21 protein-coding genes are annotated in these 24,279 nt (G+C 71.0%); 3 read left to right on the forward strand and 18 right to left on the reverse strand.

Translation table 11 applies throughout. The annotated features are described in order from the left end of the window. Positions 1-4: 4 nt before the first annotated feature. The 12 genes from F0U47_RS06835 to F0U47_RS06890 all read right to left on the reverse strand — a co-directional run bounded on the left by F0U47_RS06835 (position 5) and on the right by F0U47_RS06890 (position 14,585). Positions 5-1,336, reverse strand: a complete 1,332-nt coding sequence (locus F0U47_RS06835; protein WP_149749583.1) for an ABC transporter permease — start codon at positions 1,334-1,336, stop codon at positions 5-7. Then, on the reverse strand, positions 1,333-2,538 hold the full coding sequence (locus tag F0U47_RS06840) for an ABC transporter permease (RefSeq protein ID WP_149750504.1): 1,206 nt from the start codon (positions 2,536-2,538) through the stop codon (positions 1,333-1,335). The genes F0U47_RS06835 and F0U47_RS06840 overlap by 4 nt, the downstream gene beginning before the upstream one ends. A 5-nt stretch (positions 2,539-2,543) precedes the next feature. Continuing rightward, positions 2,544-4,064 (reverse strand): ABC transporter ATP-binding protein, encoded by a 1,521-nt coding sequence (locus F0U47_RS06845; RefSeq protein ID WP_149749584.1) that lies wholly within the window; start codon positions 4,062-4,064, stop codon positions 2,544-2,546. Between the two features lie 101 nt (positions 4,065-4,165). After that, complete coding sequence (locus F0U47_RS06850; RefSeq protein WP_246159497.1) at positions 4,166-5,266, reverse strand: BMP family lipoprotein; 1,101 nt, start codon at positions 5,264-5,266, stop codon at positions 4,166-4,168. A 111-nt stretch (positions 5,267-5,377) separates the two neighbouring features. Further along, positions 5,378-6,619, reverse strand: a complete 1,242-nt coding sequence (locus F0U47_RS06855) for an amidohydrolase (RefSeq protein ID WP_149749586.1) — start codon at positions 6,617-6,619, stop codon at positions 5,378-5,380. 12 nt (positions 6,620-6,631) lie between these two features. Then, positions 6,632-7,036 carry a hypothetical protein gene (locus F0U47_RS06860; protein WP_149749587.1) on the reverse strand — a complete coding sequence of 135 codons (405 nt, stop codon included), beginning with the start codon at positions 7,034-7,036 and terminating at the stop codon, positions 6,632-6,634. Continuing rightward, entirely contained in the window at positions 7,033-8,379 is a 1,347-nt protein-coding gene (locus tag F0U47_RS06865) for a lipase family protein (protein ID WP_149749588.1), read from the reverse strand. Before F0U47_RS06865 ends, F0U47_RS06860 begins: the two co-directional genes overlap by 4 nt. Continuing rightward, positions 8,376-9,188 carry an ESX secretion-associated protein EspG gene (locus tag F0U47_RS06870; protein WP_149749589.1) on the reverse strand — a complete coding sequence of 271 codons (813 nt, stop codon included), beginning with the start codon at positions 9,186-9,188 and terminating at the stop codon, positions 8,376-8,378. The genes F0U47_RS06865 and F0U47_RS06870 overlap by 4 nt, the downstream gene beginning before the upstream one ends. Next, entirely contained in the window at positions 9,185-9,637 is a 453-nt protein-coding gene (locus tag F0U47_RS06875) for a WXG100 family type VII secretion target (RefSeq protein ID WP_149749590.1), read from the reverse strand. Before F0U47_RS06875 ends, F0U47_RS06870 begins: the two co-directional genes overlap by 4 nt. Positions 9,638-9,682: 45 nt before the next feature. Beyond that, positions 9,683-10,660, reverse strand: a complete 978-nt coding sequence (meaB, locus tag F0U47_RS06880) for a methylmalonyl Co-A mutase-associated GTPase MeaB (protein WP_149749591.1) — start codon at positions 10,658-10,660, stop codon at positions 9,683-9,685. Next, complete coding sequence (scpA, locus tag F0U47_RS06885; protein WP_149749592.1) at positions 10,660-12,804, reverse strand: methylmalonyl-CoA mutase; 2,145 nt, start codon at positions 12,802-12,804, stop codon at positions 10,660-10,662. Before scpA ends, meaB begins: the two co-directional genes overlap by 1 nt. Then, entirely contained in the window at positions 12,801-14,585 is a 1,785-nt protein-coding gene (locus F0U47_RS06890; protein ID WP_149749593.1) for a methylmalonyl-CoA mutase family protein, read from the reverse strand. The genes scpA and F0U47_RS06890 overlap by 4 nt, the downstream gene beginning before the upstream one ends. A 351-nt stretch (positions 14,586-14,936) precedes the next feature. Here F0U47_RS06890 and F0U47_RS06895 point away from each other — a divergent pair, with 351 nt between their 5' ends. Continuing rightward, positions 14,937-15,989, forward strand: a complete 1,053-nt coding sequence (locus F0U47_RS06895; protein WP_149749594.1) for a glycosyltransferase — start codon at positions 14,937-14,939, stop codon at positions 15,987-15,989. 10 nt (positions 15,990-15,999) lie between these two features. On the opposite strand, the gene F0U47_RS06900 is transcribed toward F0U47_RS06895, so the two are convergent. From F0U47_RS06900 to F0U47_RS06910, 3 genes are all read right to left on the reverse strand, one after another. Beyond that, complete coding sequence (locus F0U47_RS06900) at positions 16,000-16,206, reverse strand: hypothetical protein (protein ID WP_149749595.1); 207 nt, start codon at positions 16,204-16,206, stop codon at positions 16,000-16,002. A gap of 146 nt (positions 16,207-16,352) precedes the next feature. Next, positions 16,353-16,991, reverse strand: coding sequence for a response regulator transcription factor (locus tag F0U47_RS06905; RefSeq protein WP_246159570.1), 639 nt, complete (start codon positions 16,989-16,991; stop codon positions 16,353-16,355). Then, the gene (locus F0U47_RS06910) at positions 16,991-19,033 is read right to left on the reverse strand and encodes a GAF domain-containing sensor histidine kinase (protein ID WP_149749597.1); all 2,043 of its coding nucleotides are present in this window, start codon (positions 19,031-19,033) and stop codon (positions 16,991-16,993) included. Before F0U47_RS06910 ends, F0U47_RS06905 begins: the two co-directional genes overlap by 1 nt. Positions 19,034-19,140: 107 nt before the next feature. Here F0U47_RS06910 and F0U47_RS06915 point away from each other — a divergent pair, with 107 nt between their 5' ends. Next, a complete protein-coding gene (locus F0U47_RS06915) occupies positions 19,141-19,791 on the forward strand; it encodes a hypothetical protein (protein WP_149749598.1) in 651 nt (216 codons plus the stop codon). Between the two features lie 19 nt (positions 19,792-19,810). On the opposite strand, the gene F0U47_RS06920 is transcribed toward F0U47_RS06915, so the two are convergent. The 3 genes from F0U47_RS06920 to sdhC form a co-directional block, all read right to left on the reverse strand. After that, positions 19,811-20,587 (reverse strand): succinate dehydrogenase/fumarate reductase iron-sulfur subunit, encoded by a 777-nt coding sequence (locus F0U47_RS06920; protein WP_149749599.1) that lies wholly within the window; start codon positions 20,585-20,587, stop codon positions 19,811-19,813. A gap of 7 nt (positions 20,588-20,594) precedes the next feature. After that, positions 20,595-22,454 (reverse strand): fumarate reductase/succinate dehydrogenase flavoprotein subunit, encoded by a 1,860-nt coding sequence (locus F0U47_RS06925; RefSeq protein ID WP_246159498.1) that lies wholly within the window; start codon positions 22,452-22,454, stop codon positions 20,595-20,597. Positions 22,455-22,529: 75 nt separating this feature from the next. After that, a complete protein-coding gene (gene sdhC, locus F0U47_RS06930; RefSeq protein ID WP_246159499.1) occupies positions 22,530-23,330 on the reverse strand; it encodes a succinate dehydrogenase subunit SdhC in 801 nt (266 codons plus the stop codon). A 202-nt stretch (positions 23,331-23,532) separates the two neighbouring features. On the opposite strand from sdhC, the gene F0U47_RS06935 reads away from it, so the two are divergent. Continuing rightward, positions 23,533-24,246: a succinate dehydrogenase cytochrome b subunit gene (locus F0U47_RS06935; protein WP_246159500.1), complete on the forward strand. Its 714-nt coding sequence runs from the start codon at positions 23,533-23,535 to the stop codon at positions 24,244-24,246. Positions 24,247-24,279: the final 33 nt, after the last annotated feature.

The raw sequence follows: 24,279 nt of genomic DNA on the forward strand, positions 1-24,279 counted from the left end.
GACCTCAGTCCGTCTTCTGGTAGGGCTGGCCGTCGGCAGCCGGCGCCCGCACCCGGCCGACGAACCCGGCCACGGCGATGATCGTCGCCAGGTAGGGCAGGGCCGACAGCAGGTCACCGGGGACCTTCTCGTCGAGGATGCTCAGCTGGTCCTTGAGGTTGCGCAGGAAGCCGAACATCAGTGCCGCGAGCGCCGCGTAGACGGGGTGCCAGCGGCCCATGATGACGGCCGCAAGCGAGATGAAGCCGAGCCCGGCCGTCATCTCCTTGTCGAAGGCCCCGGTGCTCAAGGTGAACGACGCACCGCCGAGACCGGCGAAGAGGCCGCCGAGGAGCACGGCCTGCCACCGGGTCCGGTTGACCGCGATGCCGACGGTGTCGGCGGCCTTGGGGTGCTCGCCCACCGACCGCACCCGCAGCCCCCAGCGGGTCTGGAACAGCAGGAACCACACCGCCGGGACGGAGAGGTAGGCGAGGTAGACCAGCAGGTTCTGGCCGAACAGGGCCGTCCCGAGGTAGGGGATGTCGACGAGGACCGGGATGTCGACCGCCTGGAGGAGCTCCGGGTTGTTGAACTGGTCCTCGCGGCCGTCGGGGATCTGGCCGAGCAGGAAGCTGGTGATGCCGTAGCCGAACGCCACCAGCACGACGCCGACCACGACCTGGTCGACGTGGTAGCGCAGCGCGAAGAAAGCGAGCATCGCGGCGACGCCCATCCCCGCCAGGATGCCTCCGAGCAGGCCGAACACCGGGCACCAGAACACCGGGATCGCTCCGAGCGAGACGAACGCGAAGCTCGAGAACACCGAGCCGAAGAAGGCGCCGGAGATGAACTGGCCCTCGATGGCGATGTTGACCACGCCCGCCCGCTCGCAGAGCACGCCGGCGAGCGCACCGAACACCAGGGCGGTCGCGATCCGGATGGTGCCCGGGATCGGGTTGGTCATGGCCGGCGCGAAGGTCCCGCTCGGGTCGGCGTAGGCCCACATGAGGAACGCGCCGTAGAAGCCGATGCCGACGACGACCGCGATCAGCACACCGGCCCAGCCCCGCGGGTAGCGGTTGACGACGGCCAGCAGCAGGGCGACCGCCGTCAGCGCGACGGCGATCCAGGAGACGGCGGTGCCGTCGAACTCCACGGGCAGGTTGTCCTTCGACCGTGCGCCCTTGAACAGCTGGTAGACGGTGGGGTCGTCGATCTGGAGCTTGAACCAGACCTCGGCCAGGAGCACCAGCGCGAGCACGACGACGAGCTTGACCTGGCGTCGTACGTCGGCGCGGTCGCGGACCTGCGGCTCCGGCGCCGCGGTGGTCGGGGTGTCGAGCACGTCGGTCATGCCGTTGCTCCCTTCGCCTCGGTCGCAGTCTTCTGGCGTCGCCGGATGCGGCCGAGGCCGCGGATCAGAGCAGGCGCGGCGACGAACAGCACGATCAGTGCCTGGACGACCTGGATCAGCTCGGGCGGTACGCCGGCGGAGGTCTGCATCCCGAGGCCGCCCGCGGACAGGGCGCCGAACAGCAGCCCGGCGAGGACCGTCCCGAGCGGGGTCGCGCGCCCCAGCAGCGCGACGGTGATCGCGTCGAAGCCGACCGAGCCGACCACCTGGTCCGTGACCGACTGCTGCAGGCCGAGGAGGGTCATCGTGATCGCGAGCCCCGACAGCAGGCCGGCGATCGTCATCGTCGCGATGTAGACCTTGGCGATGCTCATGCCGGCGGTGCGGGACGCGTCGGGGTTGGCGCCGACCGCCCGCATCTCGAAGCCGAGCCGGCTGCGCTCCAGCAGCCACCACACGCCGACCGCGGCGAGCAGGGCCAGCGGGATGCCGATGTGGAGCCCGAAGACCGAGGGGTACGTCGCGTTGTCGGCGACCGCGGGGCTCAGCAGGTTGTCGCTGCCCGGCCGCTGGAACGACTCCTTCGCGAGGAAGTAGAGGACCGTGAACCGGGCGACCTGGTTGAGCATGATCGTGGTGATCACCTCGTGGGCGCCGGTCTGGGCCTTGAGCACGCCGACGATGCCGCCCCAGAGCATGGAGGCGACGAGGCCGGCGCCGATCGCGGCGAGGAGGTGCACACCTGGCGGCAGGTCGTACGTGAAGCCGACGTAGCCGGCCGCCAGTGCGCCCACCAGCATCTGGCCGGTCGCACCGATGTTGAACAGACCTGCCCGGAAGGCGATGGTGACGCCGAGACCGGCACAGATCAGCGGCGCCGACCGCTCCAGCGTGCGCCGGAGCGAGGAGCCGGAGCCGACGGCACCGTCCACGAGCGCGGCGTAGGCCTCCAAGACGGCCTCGGCGGAGTAGCGCAGGACGTCGCCGGCGTACACCCCGAACGAGCCGGGATAGGTGAAGAGGTTGTCGAGCGCCTCGATGACGTCGTCATCGGAGATCGCGATGAGGAACGCGCCGACGAGGAGCGCCAGCAGGATCGCCACGACGGTGTCGCGGATCGTCGGCAGCCACGAGCGCAGGTCACGGACCTTCGGCTGCCCCTCCTCGGGCTCCGGGACGATCGTCTCGGGGGCGGGAGACATCGCGGTCACGACGCCACCTCCGAGCCCTCGGGCGTGGCGCCCGCCATGAGCAGCCCGAGCTCCTCGCGCGGGGTGTCCGGCGGCACCGTGGCAACGATGCGGCCGTCGTACATCACCGCGATCCGGTCCGACAGCGCGTAGATCTCCTCCAGCTCCGTGGACACGATGATCACCGCGGTCCCCCGGTCGCGCTCGGAGATGATCCGCTTGTGGATGAACTCGATCGAGCCGACGTCCACGCCGCGGGTGGGCTGCGACGCGATGAGCACCTTGAGCGGCCGCGAGAACTCGCGGGCGACGACAACCTTCTGCTGGTTACCGCCGGAGAGCGAGGCGACCGGCGTCTCGGGCGACTCGGTGCGGATGTCGAACTCCTTGATGCGGTCCCGCGCGTTGGCGGCGATCTCGTCGAGCCTGAGCGCCGGGCCGGCGGAGAACTCCCGTGAGCGGTAGAGGTCGAGGACGAGGTTCTCGCGAACGCTGAACGTGCCGACGTAACCGTCGTGCGAGCGATCCTCGGGGATGTAGCCGATGCCGTCCTCGAGGCTCTGCCGCGGACCGTGCCTGCTGATGTCGCGCCCCTCGAGCTCGATTCGGCCGGCGTCGGGCCGGACCAGCCCCAACAGCGACTTGATCAGCTCCGTCTGGCCGTTGCCCTGGACGCCCGCGATGCCGAGCACCTCGCCGGCACGTGCCTCGAAGGACGCGTCCTTCACGACCAGGTGGCCGCGCGGGTCGACGACGGTGATGCCCTCGGCGCGCAGGACCGGCTCGCCCGGCTTGGCGGGTTCCTTGCCGACCACGAGCTGGACGTCCCGGCCGACCATCATCTCCGCCAGCTCCTTCTCACTGGCCGACGGCTCCGCGGTGCCGACGAGCTTGCCGCGCCGGATGACGCTGATCCGGTCGCCGATCTCCTTGACCTCGCGGAGCTTGTGGGTGATGAAGATGATCGAGGTGCCCTGGGCCTTGAGCTCGCGCATGATGCCCATGAGCTCGTCGATCTCCTGCGGCGTCAGCACCGCCGTGGGCTCGTCGAGGATCAGGATCTGCGCCTGACCGGCCAGCGCCTTGATGATCTCGACCCGCTGCTGCACCCCGACGGGGAGGTCCTCGACCAGCGCGTCGGGGTCGACGTGCAGCCGGTAGCGGTCGGACAGGTCCTTCACGAGCTTGCGGGCGGCGCGGCGGTTGAGCACGCCGGCGCCGTAGGTGTGCTCGCGCCCGAGCATGACGTTCTCGGCGACGGTGAAGACGGGCACCAGCATGAAGTGCTGGTGGACCATGCCGATGCCGGCGGCCAGGGCGTCACCGGGGTCGTCGAAGCTGACCGGCTCACCGTCCAGGAGGATCTCGCCCTCGGTCGGCGTGAGCAGGCCGTAGAGCATGTTCATCAAGGTGGACTTGCCGGCGCCGTTCTCGCCGAGCAGGCAGTGGATCTCACCCGGCTCGACCACGAGGTCGATCCGGTCGTTCGCGGTGAACGAGCCGAACCTCTTGGTCAGGCCCTTGATCTCGAGTCGCATGGGATCCCCTGTCCAGTGGGGTCATTGGGGCTGGTCATGGGACGGCGACAGGCCGGGGTGGAAGACTCCACCCCGACCTGCCGCTCAACTTCGTGGCGCGATCAGCCGACGGTGATCTCGCCGTCGATGATCATCTGCTTGAGCTCCTCGACCTTGCCGGAGAGCTCCTCGTCGATGTCGGCCTCGGGGCCGTACGGCGCGAGGCTGACGCCACCGTTCTCGAGCGTCCCGGTGTAGACCTCGTTGTTGAACTGACCGCTGGCGGAGTCGACGATCGCCTGCTCCACCGCGACGTCCATCCCCTTCACGACCGAGGTGAGGAGCGAGTCGCAGTACTCGGCGGCCGAGACACAGCCGTCGGTGTCGACCCAGATGCCCCAGGCGTCGGCGTCCTGAGCGGCCTGGAGACCACCGAGGCCGGCCGGGCCCGCGACCGGGAAGATCACGTCGGCACCGTTGTCGATCATCGTCTGGGCGAGCGACTGCCCGGCGGTCTTGTCCTCGAAGTCGTTGGTGAACGAGCCGTCCCCGGCCTCGACGTCCCAACCCAGGACCTCGACCGCGGCGCCGTTCTCCTCGTTGTAGTACTCCACGCCCTGGACGAAGCCGGTCATGAAGATCGTCACCGTCGGGATGTTGAGGCCACCGAAGGTGCCGACGACGCCCGACTCGGACTTCGCCGCGGCGACGTAGCCGGCGAGGAAGGAGGGCTCGGCGGTGTTGAAGGTGAGGCCCTTCAGGTTGGCCGGGGGCTTCTCGTAGGCGAAGTCGACGATCGCGAAGTCGACGTTCTTGGCCTTCTTGGCAGCCGCCTCGGTGGCGTCACCGAGCAGGAAGCCGACCGTGGTGATCTGGTTGCAGCCCTCGTCGACGAGGCGCTGGATGTTGTCCGCGAACTGCGACGGGTCGCTGGACTCGGCCTCGGAGGTCTGCACGCCGTACTTCTCGGCGGCGGCCTCGAGGCCGTCGTGGGACGTCTGGTTGAACGACTTGTCGTCGAAGCCGCCCGAGTCGGACACCATGCACGCCTTGAAGTCGGTGTACTGCGTCCCCGCGTCGGTGGGGCTGCTTTCCTCGGTGGTGGTGGCCGTGGGCGAGTTGTTGTCGCTGCCCTCGTCACCGTTGTCCTCGCGGTCACCGCATGCCGTCAGGGCGAGTGCCGCGATGGCAGCCACCGCAGCGATTCGAGCCGTCTTCTTCACGGCGTCCTCCTGGATCCTCGTAACTCGTCGCGCCCCACGGCGGGGCATCCCGTGCACCCTAACGGCGAGTTTCCGGTCCGCGGGGCGTTGCAACGGAAATTTCTGAGGTTGTTACCGAGTTGAGTCGCTTCGGGTCGCCGCGGTCGACAGCGTCCGGACCGCCACGGCGGCGAGCACCCGCGCGCCGACGCCGATCGACTGCTCGTCGATCCGCAGGTCGCCCTGGTGGAGGTCGTACGTCGCCCCGCCCGGTGTGCGGGTCCCGAGCCGGAACATCGCGCCCGGGACGGACGAGAGGTACCAGCCGAAGTCCTCGCCACCGAGGCTCTGGGGGACGTCGGTGCGGTGGTGGGGTCCGAGCACCGCGTCCACCGCTGAGGCGACGAGCGCCGCGCTCACCGGGTCGTTGACCACGGGCGGCACGCCCTGCAGGTAGTCGACCATCGCCGTCACGCCGTAGGGCCGGACGATGTCGAGCACGGCCTCCCGGACGACGGCCTCCACGCCCGCCCAGGCGACGGAGTCGAGGATCCGCACGGTGCCGGCCGCGATGCCCTGGTCCGGGATCACGTTGGGAGCCGAGCCGGCGCGCAGCACGCCCCACACCACGCTGACCCCCGAGCGGGGGTCCATCCGCCGGCTCAGGACGGCCGGCAGCTCGCCGGCGAGCTTGGCGAGGGCGAAGGTGAGGTCACCCGTGAGGTGCGGTCGGGAGGTGTGGCCGCCGTTGCCCTCGAGCCGCACCTCGATCCGGTCCGCGGCGCTCGTGATCGGGCCGGTGCGGACCCCGATCGTCCCGACGTCGACCGCCGGCTCCGCGTGGAGGGCGTACATGCGCTCGACGTCCTCGATCGCGCCGTGGTTGATCAGGTGGACCGCGCCGCCGGGCATGACCTCCTCCGCCGGCTGGAACAGCAGGCGCACCCGCCCGGGCAGCAGTCCGCGGGCGTGCACCTCGGCAAGCGCGTGCGCGGCGCCGATGAGGGCCGACGTGTGCACGTCGTGGCCGCAGGCATGGGCGACGCCCGGGACCATGCTGGTCCACGGGTCCTGCGTCAGGTCCTGGACGGGGAGCGCGTCGAGGTCGGCCCGCAGCGCGACCACGCGGTCGCCCTCGCCGATCTCGGCGAGTGCCCCGCTGCGTTGGGAGGCGGTCACCCGCCACCCGAGGTGCTCGAGGATCTCGACCACGCGGTCCGTCGTACGACGCTCCTCCCAGGACAGCTCGGGGTGCCGGTGGAGGTCGCGGCGGAGGTCGATCAGGTCGTCATGGTGCTTCTCGACGACATGGTCGATGACGCGCGGGTACTCGTCCGCGCTGCCGGTAGGAGAGGTGAGGGACGTAGGGGACATTTGCCCCCGAGCCTAGTCGCTCGGACGCGCGCCGTACCGCTCGGTCAGCTCCGCCTCGTGGTCGGCGAGGACGATCGTCTCCCCCTCGTAGCCGTCCGGACCGGTGACCGAGACGCTGATCGTCCGCAGCGGCCGGACCTCGGACGTCCACACTGCCTCGACGACCTGGTCGATGACGGTCCGCGCGTCGCAGTTGTCGCACCGGATGCTGAAGCTGACCTGCTGCGCGGTCGAGGCGTCGTCGCGGTAGACGCCGTCGACCTTGGTGAAGCCGACGGCGGGACGGTCGATGTCGGCCGCGATCGCGTCGACGATCTGCTGGTTCTCCATCGACTCCTTCTCCTGCTCCGGGTCGGGCTCGCACGCGCACAACAGCGCGAGCACCCCGACCGCCGTCGCCACTGAGAGCCGCCTCATCCGCGCACCATCTGGTAGGTGGTGACCGTGCTGTCGCCGCCGCCGCCGAAGCTGCCGAGCCCCGCCAGCGCGTCCACGACGGCGGCGTCGTCGGACGCCACGATCTCGCCAGCCTGCGTGACGTAGACCTCCGCGAGGCTGTGGTTCGCCGTCGTCTCGCCGTTCTGCTCCTCGAACACGATGGAGGTGTGGTTGCTCTTGTCGCCGTACGCCTCGCCGTCGAGGCGCGGGACGATGTCGTACTCGTTGACCAGCGAGACCATCTGGACATCCTCCGGCAGCTCGATGTCGTCGACCGGCGAGCCGGCCGTCAGCACCGCGTTCACGTTGCCCTGGACGTCCGTCTCGCCGTTGGCGATCGCCTCGGCGAGGCGAGCGGCGACGATACCGCCCTGGCTGTGTCCGATGAAGTTGATCTCGGCGCCGGGCGGGACGTCCGCCAGCGCCTCGAGCACCGCCTGCTGGTAGGCGTTGTCGTCGCCGGCCACCGCGGCGAAGTTCGTGCCCATGTTCTGGACGAGACCCGACTCGTCGAACGGCGCGTCGAACGCCTTCGTGCCCGGCAGGTAGACGTTGTAGACCCCGTCGACGACCTCGACCTGGAACTGGTCGTCGTGGTTGGCGACCTCGTCCAGCCGCGTCAGCGCGCCCTCGATGTCGCTGGGCGACTGCGAGGCGTAGGTCTCCGCCGCCGTCAGGCCCTCGAGCTCCTGGTTGTAGAGGCCGGCGAGGGTCGAGGACGCCTGCTCGACGTCCAGCGGGAAGCCGACGAGGGGGCTTGCCCACGAGGGCGCCAGGGTGCTGAGCAGGGCGACGAACCCGGGAGAGCTCGCGACCAGCTCCTCGAGCTGGTCGGGGTGCTCCACCAGCCACTTCGCGGGATCGGAGAACAGACCCTCGTCGGCGAGCTCGGCGAGGTCGAGCACCGTGGCCGGCAGCCCTGCGGGCGAGAGCTTCCACCCGAGCTGGAGCGGCAGTGTGTAGCCCTGCGCCCAGTCGCCGATGTCGTCGCTGATCTGCACCGCCCGGTCGGTGAAGGCGTACGCCTTGGCCATCCCCTGCATGAAGATCCCCGCGGCGGACATCGAGAGGCCGTGGGCGGCCAGCGCGTGAGGGCCGTCCAGGGCGGCGATCATCTCCGCCTCGAACGTCGCGAACGTCCCGGGTGACAGCACCGCGCTCTCCAGCAGGTTGCCGTCGACCAGGAACGCGTGGCTCGCACCGGCGACCTCGACGATCTCGAAGCCGGTGCTGCGGATGGTGCCGCCGACGGCGTCCATGTCGTCCATGTCGGCCTCGACGCCGTGGGCGCCGCCGTGGACGTCGTACTCGGAGCCCGTCACAGCCACGCTCCCGTCATCAGCCCGGCAAGGTCGGTGCGCAGCTCCTCGCGCCGGCGGGGCGTCAGGGTCAGCATGCGCACGCCGTCGGAGCGGCGGCGGGTGGCACCGGCCCACCAGCCGTCGCGGGAGAGGAACCACACCAGGGCGTACGGCGGCCGGCCCGGCCCGACCGCGGTCACGTGCAGCACCGCCCGGTTGCTCTCGACCCGCTCGCGCAGGCGCGCCACGTCGTCGGCCGGCATGTCGACGAACTCGCCGAGGGCGCGCGCAACGGCGTCGGGCACCTCGTCGAGCGCGGCGACCGGTCCGACGGCGTCGAGCGGCGCGGCGAACGGCTCCCGCCCCCTGGCTTCTCCCTCGGGCGCCGGGACCAGGGCCAGCAGCTCGTCGCCGAGCGAGCGGGCGTCGTACAGGGAGAGAGTGTGGGTGAAGCCGTCCCGCACCAGGGACCCGCCGAGGCGGGCGTCGGCCCAGTAGTAACCGAGCCGGTGGAGGCCGGGGCCGGCGACTGAAGTCCGCACCCGGCGCGCGGCGCTGCCGAGCGCGGCCAGGTTCGCGGCGACGGCGGGCACCGGGCCGTCGTCGTCGAGCACGCCGTGCCGGCGCAGCTGGTCCGCGGCCGCGTCCAGCCCGGCCTCGACGTCGAGGCCGGCCACGGCAGCGTCGATGGGGTCGAGGATGACCCGGAGGTCCTTCGGCAGCGTCAGGCCGGTGGCCTCGGCGGCCTGCTGCAGCGCCATCCACTTGTCGACGCCGAGCGCGAGCCGACGCGGTCGCGCGAGCGGCGCGCGCTCCCCGATCCTGATCATCCCGGGATCACCGCGCCGATGCCGTCCCTGATGCTGCCGCCGAGGTCGGTGAGCCCGTCGAGCACGTCGTCGACCCGGTCCCGCACCTCGTCGGCGACCTCACCGCCGAACCGGGCGACGTCGTCGATCATGTCCTGCGTGATCTCGACGCCCTCACGGGCCAGCGCCTCGAGGTCGTCGATCCGGTCCTGGATCCACTCGATCCGAGCGCGGACCGCCGCTGCGTGGCGTCGCAGCGCCGCTGCGGCCTCGTCCAGCCCGTCAGCGTCGTCGAGAAGGCCCTGGTGCAAGGCCTCGCACTTGGCGCGGTACTCGGCGGCCTTGGCGGACTGCCAGCCGACGGTGGAGACCTGGGTGCGGAAGGTCCTGCACTCGGCTCGCACGTCGGCAGCCCTGCCCTCGATCTGGCCCGCCAGCTGCTCCAGCTGGTCCGGGTCGGCGAATCCCATGACGTGCGCTCTTCCCGGACGGGGCGTGGCGCAAACCGCGCGGCGTCAGTCCGTGCGGCGCGGGTCGGCGTCGTACGCCGCGAGCAGGCGATCGGCGGCCAGCGGCGCGGTCAGCTCGCCGGACAGGACAGCATTGCGGATCTCGGCCTGCACCGCCTTGACCCCCGGCGAGTGGCGGAGCCGCTGGTCCAGCTCGTCGCGGACCAGGGCCCACGTGAAGTCCAGCTGCTGCTCGGCGCGCTTCCTCGCCAGCCCGTCGGGCGTCAGGTGGGCGCGGTGGTCGAGGACCTGCTGCCACACGTCGTCGACACCGACGTCGTTGAGCCCGGAGCAGGTGATCACGGGCGGCGCCCACTCTCCGTGGCCGCGGACCAGCCGCAGCGCCCCCGCGAGCTCGCGCGCCGCTCCCCTGGCCTCCTGCTCGCGGTCGCCGTCGGCCTTGTTGACCGCGATCACGTCGGCGATCTCGAGGATGCCCTTCTTGATGCCCTGGAGCTGGTCGCCGGTGCGCGCCAGGGTGAGGAACAGGAAGGTGTCGACCATGCCGGCCACGGTCACCTCGGACTGGCCGACGCCGACGGTCTCGACCAGGATCACGTCGTACCCCGCCGCCTCGAGGACGGCCATCGCCTGGGTCGTCGCGCGGGCGACACCGCCGAGGGTCCCCGCCGACGGGCTCGGCCGGATGAAGGCGTTCGGGTCGGTCGACAGCCTGGCCATCCGGGTCTTGTCACCCAGCACCGAGCCGCCCGTGCGGACGCTCGAGGGGTCGACGGCGAGGACGCCGACCCGCTGGCCGGCGGCCGTCAGCCGGCTGCCGAGCGCCTCGATGAACGTCGACTTCCCGACCCCGGGAACGCCGGAGATCCCGACCCGGACCGCGTCGCCGTGGGGCAGCTCCGCGAGCAGGTCGCGCGCCAGGGCGCGGTGTTTCGGGCTGGTCGACTCGACCAGCGTGATCGCCCGCGAGACCTGGGCACGCCTGCCCTCGCGGATCCCTTCGACCAGCCGGCCGACGTCCATCAGTGGTCGAGCTGGTCGCGCAGCTTGGCCAGCAGGTCGAGCGCCGACTCGGCGATGACCGTGCCGGGCAGGAACACCGCGGCGGCGCCCATCTCCTTCAGCGTCGGCACGTCGTCGGGCGGGATCACGCCGCCGATCACGACCATGATGTCTTCGCGGCCGTGCTCGGCGAGCGCACTCTTGAGCGCCGGGAGCAGGGCGAGATGGCCGGCGGCGAGCGACGAGACACCGACGATGTGCACGTCGGCGTCGATCGCCTGCTGCGCGACCTCCTCCGGCGTGGAGAACAGCGGGCCCACGTCGACGTCGAAGCCCATGTCGGCGAAGGCCGAGACGACGACCTTCTGGCCGCGGTCGTGGCCGTCCTGGCCCATCTTCGCGACCAGGATGCGGGGGCGGCGGCCCTCGGCCTCGGCGAACTCGTCCGTCGCCGCCCGCACCTGCGTGAGCAGGGTGTCCCCAGACTCCTGGGCCTCGTCGCGGTACACGCCGGAGATGGTACGGATCACCGCCTGGTGGCGGCCGTAGACCTTCTCCAGCGCGTTGGAGATCTCGCCGACGGTGGCCTTGACCCGCGCGGCACCGACCGCGAGGTCGAGCAGGTTGCCCTCGCCGGTGTCGGCGCTGCGGGTGAGCGCCTCGAGCGCGGCGTCGACCTCACCCTGGTCGCGCTCGGCGCGCAGCCGCTCGAGCTTGGCCATCTGCTGGCGGTAGACGTCGTCGTTGTCGACCCGGAGGACGTCGAGCTTGTCCTCGGCCGCGAGCCGGAACGTGTTGACGCCGATCACCTTCTGCGCGCCGGAGTCGATCCGCGCCTGGGTGCGGGCGGCAGCCTCCTCGATGCGCATCTTCGGGATGCCCTGCTCGATCGCCGCGGCCATGCCGCCGGCGGCCTCGGCCTCCTCGATGTGCGCCCACGCCTTCTCGGCGAGGTCGTGCGTCAGCCTCTCGACGTAGTAGGAGCCGCCCCACGGGTCGATGGTGTACGTCGTGCCGCTCTCCTGCTGCAGCAGCAGCTGGGTGTTGCGCGCGATGCGGGCCGAGAAGTCCGTCGGCAGCGCGATCGCCTCGTCGAGGGCGTTGGTGTGGAGCGACTGGGTGTGGCCCTGGGTCGCGGCCATCGCCTCGATGCAGGTGCGGCCGACGTTGTTGAAGACGTCCTGGGCGGTGAGGCTCCAGCCGCTGGTCTGCGAGTGGGTCCGCAGCGACAGCGACTTCGGGTTCTGCGGGTCGAACTGACGCACCAGCCGGCTCCACAGCGCCCGGGCCGCGCGCATCTTCGCGACCTCCATGTAGAAGTTCATGCCGATCGCCCAGAAGAACGACAGTCGCGGCGCGAACTGGTCGATGGTCAGCCCGCTCTCGAGGCCGGCGCGGATGTACTCCACGCCGTCGGCGAGCGTGTAGGCCAGCTCGAGGTCGGCGGTCGCCCCGGCCTCCTGCATGTGGTAGCCGGAGATCGAGATCGAGTTGAACCGCGGCATCCGCTGGCTGGTGAACGCGAAGATGTCGGAGATGATCCGCATCGACGGTGCCGGCGGGTAGATGTAGGTGTTGCGGACCATGAACTCCTTGAGGATGTCGTTCTGGATGGTCCCTGAGAGCTGCTCCGGCTTCACCCCCTGCTCCTCGGCCGCGGCGATGTAGAGGGCGAGCACCGGGAGCACCGCGCCGTTCATCGTCATCGAGACGCTCATCTGGTCCAGCGGGATGCCGTCGAAGAGCGTGCGAGTGTCGTAGATCGAGTCGATCGCCACGCCGGCCATGCCGACGTCGCCGCGCACCCGCGGGTGGTCGGAGTCGTAGCCGCGGTGGGTGGCCAGGTCGAACGCGACGCTGAGGCCCTTCTGGCCGGCCGCGAGGTTGCGGCGGTAGAAGGCGTTGGACTCCTCGGCGGTGGAGAACCCGGCGTACTGCCGGATCGTCCACGGCTGGGTGGTGTACATCGTCGGGTACGGGCCGCGCAGGAACGGGCTCAGACCCGGCCAGGTGTCGAGCGCGTCGAGACCTGCGAGGTCGTCGGCGTCGTACGACGGCTTGATCTCGATGCCCTCCGGGCTGTGCCAGCCCTCGCCGGTCGGGGCCTCGACCGCGGCCCTGGCGCCGGCGAGGGGCAGCCCGGCAAAGCTCTTCGGAATGCTCACGACAGCTTCTCCCTGGTAGCGGTCAGGAACGCCAGTGCGTCGACGCCGAGGGCGGCGGCGTCGTCGACCTCCGCCTCCACGGCGTCGGGCTTGCCGGCGATGATCACGTGCTGGGCACCGGCCCCGCGGAGCGCCTCGACGGCGGCGGCCCCCCACTCTTCGTAGGCGGCGTCGGTGCCGGCGAGGCACACGACCCGCTGGCCGTCGTACGCCGCCAGCAGCTCGTCGACGCCCGACGTCGGCCCGGCGACCTCGACCGGGATGCCGCCGGCGGCGAACAGGTTGGCCGCGAAGGTCGCGCGCGCCGTGTGCTGGGCGATGGTGCCGAGCGTGGCGAGGAAGACCGGGGTGGACGCGGGCTGGTCACGCAGCGCCTCGAAGGAGGCGCCGTAACGGGTCACCCGGTCGTTGAGCGGGTCGGGCTCGCGCTCGGGGAGCTCCTCGGCGAGGTTGGGGAACTCCGTGAGCCCCGTCAGCGGCCGCTTGCGGCGGGCGATCTGGCGCTCACGCTCGGCCACCGTCACCGCGATCCGGTCGCGGAACGGCGACAGGTCGTGGCCGCCCTCCCACTCCTCCTCGAGCTGCTGGAAGGCTGCCCAGCCGGCCTCGGCGAGGCTGGTCGTGAGCTGCTCGACGGCGTACGCACCGCCGGCCGGGTCGGCCACCGCGGCGACGTGGGACTCGTCGATGAGCAGGTGGCTGACGTTGCGGGCGATCCGCCGGCCGAAGCCGGCAGGCTGGCCGAGCGCCGCGTCGAACGGGAGGACCGTCAGCGACTCGGCGCCGCCGACGCCGGCGGCGAACGCCGCGACGGTGCTGCGGAGCATGTTGACGTAGGGGTCGTACTTGCTGAGCATCGGCCGGCTGGTCACGGCGTGCTGGCGCTGCTCGACGTCGACGTCGGCGGGGAGGCCGGAGTGCTGGAGGACGCTCGCCCACAGCTGGCGCGCGGCCCGGAGCTTGGCGATCGTCGGGAACTGCTCGTCGGTCGCGGCGTAGCGGAACTCGACCAGGTTCGCCGCGTCCGCCAGGTCGAGCCCGTGGTCGGTGAGCCAGCGCAGGTAGGCGACGCCGACGGCGATCGACCAGCCGAGCTCCTGCGCGTCGCTCGCGCCGAGGTCGTGAGCCGCGGTCGCGTCGACGACGACGGCGCGGACGCCGGCGGCGTGGGCAGCCATCGCCAAGTCACGCAGCTCGGCCACGGCCTCGTCGACGGCGAGCGGCAGCTCGCGCAGCATGGCCCCGAGCGGGTCCGCGCCGAGGTTGCTGTCGGGGTGGAGGTCGAGCCCGCGCTCGTCGGCGTAGTCCAGCAGGGCCCGGGCCGCCTGGCTCGCCGCCGTCGGCGCGTCGAGGACGACGGGAGCGAGGTCGAGCAGCACCCCGTCGAGCACCGTGGGGAGGTCGGTCGTCTCGTCGGCAGCGACCCAGAGACTGGTCACGCCGCCGTCGAGGTCGACGAGCGCCTCCTCGTTGGCGAGCTTGGCGTTGGGGTTCGAGACCAGCGAGCGGATGTCCCAGGCGCCGACGCGGCTCGGCCGGACCGCCGCCTGCGCGGCGCCCGGCACGCCGAGCGGAGGGATCGCGATGCCGTCGAGGGTGGTCCTGGTCAGCTTGTCCCAGACCGCCGAGTCGGGGTCCTCGTCGGTGAGCTTGCGGGTCTTGCGGAGCACGGCTGCGGTGGCCGCCTCCCACTCCTCCCGGGTGTGCCGGTCCTCGGGCTGCACGAGGGCGAGGGAAACGGCCCCCGCGCCCTCAGAAGCTCCAGCGGCGGGGTCAGTCATAGGGCGCACCCTACGAACCCTCGTGTGTGGGTCGCTACACAGTGTGAGGTTTGAGACGTCCGGGATGCGGGCGTGTGTGCGACACGGGATCGCGGTGGGGGGTCGGGGAGGGGCGCGGAATACCCGGTCGACCGGGTATTCCGCGGGTTGTCCGCTTCTGCAACGGCTGACAACCCGTGGGAAAGGAGGTTGACCGGGTATCCCACGGGCGGCGCGAGGTGCCCGACCGATCCTGGACAGTCGCCATGGTTCCGAGGCTCGCTGCCCTCGCGCCTCAACCAGCGGCAACCGTTCACCGGGCCGCCACCGGCGGATGGGGAACCGGACAGGTCGGCCGCCCACGCTGGGGCCATGAGGATCGCACTGGTGACGGAGACGTTCTACCCGGCCGCCGACAGCACAACGACCACGCTCAAGGCGACCGCCGACCGGCTGGTGGACCTCGGGCACACGGTCCGGATCATCGCGCCGGGACCGGGCCTGGCGTCGTACCGCGGCTGCGATGTCGTCCGCGTCCGTCCGCTCGAGCCGACCGGCGGCCAGATCCGCGCAGCGCTCGACGCGTTCGAACCGGACCTCGTGCACGCGGCCTCACCGCGGTTCGTGGGACGCAAGGCGCTCAAGCACGCCCGCCGGACCGGCGTGCCGACGCTGGTCGTCGAGCAGTCGCCGGTCCTCGACCTCACCGCGGACTACTGGCGCGCGAAGGTCGCGGACCGCGCCGACACCCTGCTCGTCACGGCTCCGTGGATGGTCGACCGGGTGGCCGAGCTCGGCGCGGAGGCCGCGCTGTGGGAGCCCGGCGTCGACACGCTGGCCTTCAACCCCACCCTGCGCGACCCGTGGCTCCACGACTCCTGGTCGCGGGCCCGGTCGAAGGACGGCGCCCAGGTCGTCGTGGGGTACGTCGGCAGCCTGCACCGGCGCAACGGCGTACGACGGCTCGCCGATCTCGCCCAGGTCGGCGGGACCCGGCTCGTGGTGATCGGCGACGGCCCGGAGCGGGAATGGCTGGAGAAGAGGCTGCCGGGTGCTCGGTTCACCGGGCCGCTGCAGACCGGCGACCTGACCGTCGCGCTGCCGACCCTGGACGTGCTCGTGCATCCCGGTGAGCACGAGACCGACTGCCACGCGCTCCGCGAGGCGGCCGCCTCCGGCGTGCCCGCGGTGGCGCCGCGCTCGGGCGGCGCCACCGACGTGGTGCGGCACCTGGAGACCGGGGTGCTCTACGACCCCGCCGACCCGCGCGACCTGCGCCGCGCGGTCGCCGCCGTCGCCGCCGACCGGCATCGAGGACTGCTCGGTGAGGCGGCGCGCGCGACGGCCGTGCGTCGTACCTGGGTCGACGCGGTCGACGAGCTGGTCGGCTCCCACTACCCCGTGCCGACGCCCCTCGCGGCCTGATCCGCCGCAGTCACGCGGTCGCGTCGGCGACCCGGGTCACCCCGGTCGGGACAGGTGCCGGCGGAGCCACCAGGGCGGCCGCCGCACGGCGCTCGCGACGGGCCTCGCGGCGGGCCAGCCGGAGCACGCGTGCGGTCCGAGACGCCTGGGCCGCCGCGCGGATGTCGTCCTGCCGCTGACGGGCGACTGCTGCCTGGAAGTGCGGATCGCTGAACATCGTGGCCTCCTCGGTGCCGATCGAACGGCTCCGACGCTCGCGCTAAGCCGCGGCGTCGGCATCGGGAGGACGCCTTATCTTCAGCCAGGGGGTGCCTCAGACCTTCGTGCGGCCGCCGAGCCACGTCGCTGAGGTGGCGGCGATGATCACGCCTGGCGCAGGAAGCGCAGCACCGCCAGGACGCGGCGGTTCTCGCCCTCGTCGGGGGCCAGGTCCAGCTTGGTGAAGATGCTGCGGACATGGCCCTCGACCGTCTTCGGGCTCAGGTGGAGCTCGGCCGAGAGGGCGGCGTTGGACCTCCCCTGCGCCATCAGCTCGAGGACCGCCCGCTCGCGCGCAGAGAGCCGCTCGAGCGGGTCTTGCGTACGACGGCGCGCGACCAGCCGGGACACCAGCTCCGGGTCGATGATCACCTCACCCGCCGCGACTCGCCGTACGTCCACGCCGAAGGCGGCCAGGTCGGAGACCCGGTCCTTCAGCAGGTAGCCGACACCGCCGTCGAAGTCGTCCATCAGTCTGAGCGCGTGATGGACCTCCACGTACTGCGACATCAGCAACAGCCCGACCTTCGGGGCCTGCTTCCGGATCCGGACGGCGGCCTCGATGCCTTCGTCGCCGAAGCCCGGCGGCATCCGGAGGTCGATGATCGCCACGTCCGGCGGGTCGGCCGCGACCATGGCGAGAAGGGTCGCTGCGTCCCCCGCACGGCCGACGACCTCGAACCCGTCGGCCTCGAGGATGCGCGCCACGCCCTCGCGGAAGAGGACGGCGTCGTCGGCCAGCATCACCCGCACGGGATCACCGCCGAGATCGTCGAACCACGCCCGGGTCGGCTGACGACCGACAACGTGCCTCCGAGCGTCCGCAGCCGGTCCGCGAGTCCCTGGAGGCCGGTCCCCCGCCCGGGGTCTGCGCCGCCCACGCCGTCATCCGTGACCGCCACCCGCAGGCAATCGTCGACCCGGGCCACCGACACTTCCACCGCGGTCGCGTGCGCGTGACGCGCGGCGTTCGTGAGCGCCTCGGCGACGACGAAGTACGCCGTGACCTCCGCCTCCGGCGGCGGACGCCCGTCCAGGTCGAGGTCGACGCGGACCGGGACGGTGGCGCGGTCGGCGAGCGCGTCGATCGCCGCTGCCAGACCGGACTCGGTGAGGATCGTCGGGTGCACGCCGCGAGCCAGCTCGCGCAGCTCGGTCGTCGCCTCCGCGAGGCCGGCCCGGGCGGAGGAGGCCCGCGCCGCCAGGTCCGGTGCTCCTACGGCCTCGGCTCGCTCGGCGAGCACCGCGAGGTCGATGCTCAGCGCGACCAGCCGCTGCTGCGCACCGTCGTGAAGATCGCGCTCGATCCTGCGCCGCGCCTCGTCCGCGGCGGTCACGATCCGACGCGCGGCCGCCCGGAGCTGCTGCTCCTGCGCCTGGTGGTCGATCACGAGGCCGGTCTGCGCCACGAGGTCCACGAGCAGCTGACGCTCGACCTGGGTCAGCTGCGCCCCGGCCGGCTTGGCCACGACGATCGCGCCCCGCACCTCCCCGTGCCGGACGACCGGGAGGACGTGCCGACGCCGCCCGCCGAGGTCGGCGAGCGCGGCGCGCGGGCGAGAGCCGGCCGGCTCCGGCCAGGCGGCCGCCCTCGTCAGGGCGTCGTCGTCTCCGACCCACACCTCGACCATCGTCGCTCCTACGCCCTTGGCGACCGTCGCGGCGATTCCGTCGAGCAGCGCGTCCGACCCCTCGTCGAGCTGGGCGGAAAGCTGGGCGAGCGTCTCGTACGGCGTGGCACGGTGGCCGTAGACCAGGCGGTCGGCGAGACCCTGCGCCCGTCGTCGTACCGGCTCGAAGGCGACCGCCACCAGCGCCGTGGCAGCCAGCGACAGGATCCCGCTGCCGACGGGCAGCAGCCGCCCGACGCCGACCACGACGGCGACGTACCCGGCAGTGATCGCGAGCGCGAGGACGCCGACCACGATGGCCTTGTTGATCACCGGGTCGATGCCGTAGAGCCGGTACTTGAGGATCGCCACGCCGGCAGCCACCGGGACCAGCGCGGTCGCGATCAGGCCGGGGACCGCCGATCCGATGGTGACCAGACCACCGGTCAGCACCACCGCCATCACCGCAACCGCGGACACGAACCAGCGCAGCTGGCGGGTCTCGTCGCCGCTCGCGCGACGGATCCGTACAACGACGGCAGCGACCCACAGCACGAGGAGAGCCTGGTAGCCGACCCGTTGGACCGGTTCGAGCCACCCGGTGACCTCCTCGTGCATCCCGAACTCGAACGGGAACTCCAGCGCGTCGCTGCGCCAGTCGTCCTCGATCGGCCACAGGGCCGAGGCGACCGCGAGCAGCACGCAGAGGACGACCATCACGGTCGCCGCGACCCGCCACCGCGGGGAGAGCAGTCGGCCGGTCGGGAAGATCATCACCGACAGCCCGACGACCGCCATGCTGATCGGGATCTGCCAGATCGAGAACCACGCCAGCCAGTCGCCCGCCGGAAGCGGGTCGTCGTGGAGCCCGTACTGACGGCCGAAGTACATGACCGCCGACTGGACGCCGGCGACCACGAACAGCAGGCCGATCCGGTGGCCCGGCCTCATCCGCAGGACGTACAGACCCACGGCGGTGAAGGTCAGCGCGAGCAGACCGTTGTGCAGGTTGCTGACGTGCAGGCCGAGCCAGGCGCCGTAGCCGACCAGGCCGAGGACGACCAGGCCGACCACTGCGACGCCGACCTCGCGGACCGGCGACGGTGCGTCGTCATCGGCAGCCGGCGGGCGCGGCGGCTCCGCCGGAGCACGGTCCGCGGACGCCGCGGCTGACATGTCCTGATGTTGGCACAGCGGAGGGCTCGTCGTACGAGGGTTAACCCTGGAAGAACGCAGGGGCCGCCCTCGTGCGCGCAGGGGTGGGACGGCACGACCGTGGAGCCATGACCACCACTGCTCCCAGCGCCACCCCGACCCGCACCACCGAGAGCCGGTCCTCCTGGCTCCTCCTCATCCTCGGCGGCATCGCCTTCTTCGCCGGAGGCGCCCTCCACCCGAAGGGGTCCGACCACGGCGACAAGAGCGAGCAGCTGCACTCGATGCTCGTCGACTCTCTCTGGTATCCCGCGCACACCGTGATGCTGCTCGCGATGGCCGGCATCGCGGCTGCCCTCGTCATCCTCGGCCGGCGCACCGAGCTGCCGTCGGGGGTCGCACGCGTGGTGCGGGTCCTGGCCGTCGTCGCCGTGATCGGCGCCCTCGGCGCGGTCATCCACCTCTTCGCCGCGACCCAGTCCGATGCGATCGAGGACGGTGGGACGTCGTTCCTGGTCCTCGTGTTCACCGGTGTCGAGACCGTCGTGAACCCGCTCTGGGGGCTGGCGATCGCGACGCTGGCTGTCGTCGGTGGAGTGACACGCACGGTCGGCAACCGCATCGTCCTCGCCCTGGGGCTCGTCGGCGGCCTCGCGTTCGCGTTGGCCACCGCGACGATCGCGTTCACCGACCTGTTCGACCCGATCTTCCCGGTCGCGTCCCTCATCGGGGTCTGGTGCGTCGCGACCGGCGTCGTCGGCCTGGTCCGGGGGCGGTGACGGTCGCGCTCCAGGAGCGTCAGACCTCGGTGCGGCCGTCGTCGTCCTTGTTGCGCAGGCCGATCTTGTTGCCCAGCCACACCAGCGGGTCGTACTTCTTGTCGACGACGCGCTCCTTCATCGGGATGATCGCGTTGTCGGTGATCTTGATGCCCTCGGGACAGACCTCGGTGCAGCACTTCGTGATGTTGCACAGACCGATGCCGGCGTCGCGCCGGGTCGTCTCCCGGCGGTCGCGGATGTCGAGCGGGTGCATGTCGAGCTCGGCGTAGCGCAGGAAGAACCGCGGTCCGGCGAACGCCGGCTTGTTGTCCTCGTGGTCGCGTACGACGTGGCAGGTGTTCTGGCACAGGAAGCACTCGATGCACTTGCGGAACTCCTGGCCCCGCTCGACGTCGACCTGCATCATCCGGCGCTTGCCGTCGGCGTCGCGCGGACCGAGCTCGACGCTCGGCAGCTCGCGCGCCTTCTCGTAGTTGTAGGAGACGTCGGTGACGAGGTCGCGGATCACCGGGAAGGCGCGCAGCGGCGTCACCGTGATCGTCTCGCTCGTGTCGAAGTCGGAGAGCCGGGTCATGCACAGCAGCCGCGGCTTGCCGTTGATCTCGGCGCTGCAGGACCCGCACTTGCCGGCCTTGCAGTTCCACCGGATGGCGAGGTCCCCGGTCTGGGTCGCCTGGAGGCGGTGGAGGGCGTCGAGCACGACCTCGCCCTCGGACACCTCCACGGTGTAGTCACCGAGGGCGCCGCCGTCGGCGTCACCGCGCCAGACCCGCATCTTCAGCTGATAGCCCATCGCCTGCTCACTCCTCGAAGAACTTCTTCAGATCGTCGGGCATCGCCGGGAGCGCCTGCTCGGTCATGTCGACCCCGGTGCCGTCGTCGTTGAGCCGCAGCACGAGGTTCTTGTCGCCCCACTCCGGGTCGGGGCCGGGGTAGTCGTTGCGGGTGTGGCCACCTCGCGACTCCTGCCGGGCGAGCGCTGCCTTGGCGACGCACTCCCCCACCAGCAGCATGTTGCGGAGGTCGATCGCGAGGTGCCAGCCCGGGTTGTACTGCCGGTGCCCCTCGACCGACATGCTCGCCGCGCGCTCCTTGAGCCGCTCGACCTCCTCCAGCGCGCGTTCCAGCTCGCTCCCCTCGCGGATGATGCCGACCAGGTCGTTCATCGTCTGCTGGAGGTCCTGCTGGATCGTGTAGGGGTTCTCGCGACCCTCCAGCTCGAACGGTGCTAGCGCGCTCGCCTGGGCGGCGGCGATGTCGTCGTCGGCGGCCTCCGGTCGCGACGGCAGCGACGTCGCGTACGACGCTGCTGCGTCCCCGGCGCGACGCCCGAAGACGATGAGGTCGGACAGCGAGTTGCCGCCGAGCCGGTTGGACCCGTGCATGCCGCCCGAGCACTCGCCGACGGCGTACAGGCCGGGGACGACGGAGACCTCGGTGTCAGGGTCGACCTCGATGCCGCCCATCGCGTAGTGGCAGGTGGGGCCGATCTCCATCGGCTCCGCCGTGATGTCGACGTCGGCCAGCTCCTTGAACTGGTGGTACATCGACGGCAGCCGCTTCTTGATGAACTCCGGCGTACGACGCGAGGCGATGTCAAGGAAGACGCCACCGTGCGGTGAACCCCTGCCGGCCTTGATCTCGGCATTGATGGCGCGCGCCACCTCGTCGCGCGGCAGCAGCTCGGGGGGACGCCGGTTGTTCTTCTTGTCCTCGTACCACCGGTCCGCCTCCTCGATCGAGTCGGCGGTCTCCTTCCGGAAGTAGTCGGGGATGTGGTCGAACATGAACCGCTTGCCCTCGGAGTTCTTGAGGATGCCGCCGTCACCGCGCACCGACTCGGTGACCAGCAGCCCCTTGACCGAGGGCGGCCACACCATCCCGGTGGGGTGGAACTGCACGAACTCCATGTTGATGAGGGTCGCGCCGGCGCGCAGGGCCAGCGCGTGGCCGTCGCCGGTGTACTCCCACGAGTTCGACGTGACCTTCCAGGCCTTGCCGAAGCCGCCGGTGGCGAGGACGACCGCCGGGGCATCGAAGACGATGAACCGCCCGGACTCCCGCCAGTAGCCGAACGCGCCCGCGATCGCGCCGTCGCGCTTCAGCAGGTCGGTGACCGTGCACTCCATGTAGACGTCGATGCCGAGGGCGACCAGCCGCTGCTGGAGGGTGCGGATGATCTCGAGACCCGTGCGGTCGCCGATGTGCGCGAGCCGCGCGTAGCGGTGGCCACCGAAGTCGCGCTGGCTGATCAGCCCGTCCTGGGTGCGGTCGAAGAGCGCCCCCCAGTCCTCGAGCTCCATCACCCGCTCGGGCGCCTCCTGGGCGTGGATCTGCGCCATCCGCCAGTGATTGAGCATCTTTCCGCCACGCATCGTGTCGCGGAAGTGCACCTGCCAGTTGTCGTCCGGGTAGAGGTTGCCCATGGCCGCGGCGCACCCACCCTCGGCCATCACGGTGTGCGCCTTCCCGAGCAGCGACTTGCACACCACCGCGACCCGGGCGCCCGCCTCGTGCGCGGCGATCGCGGCCCGCAGGCCGGACCCGCCGGCGCCGATCACGATCACGTCGTACTGGTGGCGCTCGATCCCGCCCTGGGCGTCGCCGGACATCTCGTTGCCGGTCATCGGGTGCCTGGTGCCGGTTGGAGAATCAGTCATTGGTTGCCTTCCGGGGTCCCCGCGGAGTTGTCAGCGGAGGAACGAAGCGGGGGAGCTGAGCACTTCGTGGGGTGGTCAGAAGAACCTCAGGTCGTCGATCACGTCGGTGGCGAGCAGGAAGATGTAGAGGTCGACCAGTGCCACGGAGAACAGGGAGTACCAGGCGTACTGGGGATGGCGGGCGTTGAGCTTCGACACCCAGGTCCACATGCGGTAGCGCACCGGGTGCTTGGAGAAGTGCCGCAGCCGGCCGCCCACGATGTGGCGGCAGGAGTGGCAGGAGAGCGTGTAGAGCCAGATCAGCACGACGTTCACAGCCATCAGCACCGTGCCGAGGCCCATGTGGATGCCGGAGGTCTCGCCGTCACCGACGGCGTACTCGTCCGGCATCGCGCGGAACGCGAGGATCACGTCGAAGCTCAGGATGAGCGCGACCAGCACCGCGGCGTACCAGAAGTAGCGGTGGAGGTTCTGCAGGAGCAGCGGGAGCCTGGTCTCGCCGCTGTAGGAGCCGTGGGGCTCCGCGACCGCGCACGCCGGCGGCGACAGCCAGAACGCCCGGTAATAGGCCTTCCGGTAGTAGTAGCAGGTCATCCGGAAGCCGAGCGGGAAGATCAGGATGATCAGCGCCGCCGACAGCGGCCACCACTGGAACGGCTGGCCGAAGTCCGACGCACCCTCGACGCAGTCGCCGAGGCACGGCGAGTAGAACGGCGACAGGTAGGGGTCGGCGAAGTAGTCCGTCCCCATGAACGCGCGGATCGTCGCGTACACGACGAAGGCGCTGAACACGAGGAAGGTCGCCAGCGGCGACAACCACCATCGGTCGGTCCGGAGCGTCCGCTCCTCGATCTCTGCTCGACCTGGGCCTTGCACGCCAGTCGCCACCTGCACCTCCGGATGCCCATCCCGCTCTGCCGGGCCTGAGTCTGCACACTCGACAGCGATTGTGAAAGGGGCCACACCGACGGGGTGCATAGGGAGCGCTGCCAAAATCTGGTAAGGGTAACCTAACCGGACGTAAGTCACACGAGACTGCTTTCACTGTGACAGGCGTCGCGCGGTAGCGTGACCGGCCGTGGCAGATCCCGTAACGACCAGGCCAACTCTCGTCGACGGAGCTCGCGCGTCCCGCACGTCGATCGCGCTGAAGCTCCTGATGGCCGTCAGCGGCCTCGCGTTCGTCGGCTTCGTGCTGGGGCACATGTACGGCAACCTCAAGGCCTTCTCGGGCCACGACGCCTTCAATGAGTACGCCCACCACCTTCGCGAGTTCGGCGAGCCGCTGCTTCCCCACATGGGCTTCATCTGGCTCATGCGCGTCGGACTGCTGATCGCGCTGATCGTGCACGTCGCGGCCGCGGTCGAACTGACCCGGCGGGCCCGCAAGGCGCGGCCGGTGAAGTACGTCGTCAAGAAGCACACCGGCGCCATCCCGGCCAGCCGGCTCATGCGCTGGGGCGGCTTCACCCTCCTCCTCTTCATCGTCTGGCACCTGGTGAACTTCACGTTCGGCAAGGTCAACGTGCAGGGCGGTGAGACCGACGACCCCTACAACCTGCTGGTCGACACCTTCGACGTCTGGTGGATGACGCTGATCTACCTCGCGGCGATGGCGATGCTCGGCGCCCACCTCCACCACGGCGTCTGGAGCTCGCTGCAGACACTCGGCCTCACGGGTACGGCGGCGAGCCGGGCGCGCGCGAAGACGATCTCGTTCGCCATCGCGATCCTGATCGCGGGCGGCTTCTCGATCGTCCCGATCGCCATCCTCGCCGGCATCATCGACTGACCGCGCCAAGGTTCAACGGAGACCTGACATGAC

It is taken from the genome of Nocardioides antri (genome assembly GCF_008373765.1).
Taxonomy (GTDB): domain Bacteria; phylum Actinomycetota; class Actinomycetes; order Propionibacteriales; family Nocardioidaceae; genus Nocardioides; species Nocardioides antri.